Annotated in this window: 1 protein-coding gene; it reads right to left on the bottom strand. The window is 67.1% G+C overall.

Annotated elements, in window-relative coordinates:
* Positions 1-394: 394 nt before the first annotated feature.
* Positions 395-1,687, bottom strand: a complete 1,293-nt coding sequence (locus tag AB1578_23530) for a hypothetical protein (protein MEW6490870.1) — start codon at positions 1,685-1,687, stop codon at positions 395-397.
* Positions 1,688-2,111 lie beyond the last annotated feature (424 nt).

Raw genomic sequence — 2,111 nt, forward strand, 5'->3', positions numbered from 1 at the left:
TCCGCCGGCGACCCGGCCCATGCAAAGCCCGCGCAGGGTTTCCCCCGCCCGACTTCCATCCCTAGCCTCAACCGTGAGGCCGTCGGCCGGCGGGTCTTCGCTCAAAGTAGGTTAATGCCATTGCCGAAACCGTACCCGGAGCCGGACACCGAACACGGACTCCGCCACGGACTTGGGAAACGGTGACGGCCACGGGATCAGCCACGGAGAAGACCTGCCTCAACCGCGCCGGCTTCCCCTCCCCAAGTGCTCCAGGTTGCCAGGCGCCCTTCCCGAGGCCGAACAGATTCCCCCCGCGCCGGCGGCCTAGAATCCGGCGGCCGGCCCCTCAGTGCTTGGCGAGGATCGCCGGCCGCCGGGATGCAGCGTCAGGAGAGGTCCAGTGCTTGAATGCTCAGATGGCTCCGATCGTGAAGGAGAGAGCATCCGTCAGCTCGAGACCGCCCCCGCCAGGGAGGATGTTCACGAACTGCAAGAACAGCGGGATCCCCACGGGGAACCCGCAAGGGCGAGCCGCAGGAGGCGGGATGGGGGCGGGGAGGGTGATCGTGCCCGATCCCGGGACGAGGCCCACACCGAGGAGGCGGAGGGGTGGCGCGATCCACAACATCCCCCCTGGACAGCCACCCACCGGGAGACCCGGGCAGGCATACCCGAATCCGTAAACGAGGATGGCGCTGGCGCCCGGCGTCGCACCGGTCTCCGAAATGGTGAACCCGCCGTTACCCGCGAAGGGGTAGCCACCCCCCCACCCGATCGTGGGGCCCGCCCCGCCGAAGGGGTTGCAGTTTGTCCCGTAGTTCTGCGGACGCAGCGAGAAGCCAAGCCCGTCGACGGGTGCTGCCCAGGGCGGGATCGGGTACGGGTTGGCCGAGAGGTAGAAAGGCCCGGCCGGGGCCGGAACGCCCACCGGCAAGAACTCACCCACCATGATGCCGTCGGTGACCTGGATATTGCCGTTGGTGGCATTCACGGCGAGACCCGTGAGCAGCGGCGGGAAGAAGGGGACCACGTTGAAGGTGAAGAGCAGCGCCCCGCCGATCGCGTACTGCGACACGTTGCCAGCGAGGTCGCACGCCCACAAGGTCCCCGTGCACGGATCCCAATCGAGCCCCCACTGCGGCGCGCCGGCAGGCGAGAGGATCGGGAAGGGCGGCACGACGACGGCCGGAACGGGACACACCGGCACGAGCATACTGAGGCCGGCGGCCATGGTGCCGTCTGTGACCCAGACGATGTCGCCGGCGCTGTCGTAGCCCAGGCCGCTGATCGGCCCTGGGAAGACGTAGCCGAGCGGGACCGGCCCTGAGACGATGTAGAGACCGGCATAGCTCGTCATCTCCAGAGTGAAGCCATCCGAATGGACGAAGGCAGGCGTCGCCGGACCGCCGCTGAGAACGTTACCGTCGTTGTCGACAGCGCTCCCGCCGAGTCCCACCAGGGGTGCGAAGGGGAGGTTGACGGGGCAACCGGCGGGCGGGATGGGAGGGAAGTTGATCAGGTACGGCGGTGGTACCAATGGGCAGAGCGGTGGCGGAGAGTTGGATTCTCCGTAGGAGGGCATTGTCCCCTCGATCGACCAGTGAGTCTGGGCAAGAGCCGAGGGAATGCCGAGCAGCGCGCCCGCGGCGATCACTCCGAGCGCGATCATCGAGAAGCGAATACAGATACGATGAGTTTGCAGCATGGCGAAATCCTCCGTTGTGACCTATCGAGAAGCTGGTTCCCAGGGACTTCGAGTCCACTCGCTTTAGCGACAGCGCGACAAGAGTTGGCAAAGATTCTACCGAAAAGTCATGAAAAGCAGGCGCGGGGTGGTTCGCCGCCGCCGAAGGGCGTGATTCCTGTTCCGGGCTCGCCCCGTCTCCGATTGTTCCACGTGTCCTCGCCCCGCAGTTCTGCGGGTGACGGATGGCTGGCTCCTGACGAGGGACGGCGGAGACCCCCGCGGCCCGAGCCCCGAACCCGCTTGTCCCCCGCCGGCCACGGTCCCGTCAAAGTCCAGGGAGAAGGGACGACGTGTCGCCGTCGGCGATGGTGCCGGGTGGGTTGCAAGGCTCAAGTGCGGGCTCAGAATCTCACCGGTAGCGGGCTGGAGAGGGGTTCTGGGG

This window comes from Thermodesulfobacteriota bacterium, from assembly GCA_040756475.1.
GTDB lineage: Bacteria > Desulfobacterota > Deferrisomatia > Deferrisomatales > JACRMM01 > JBFLZB01.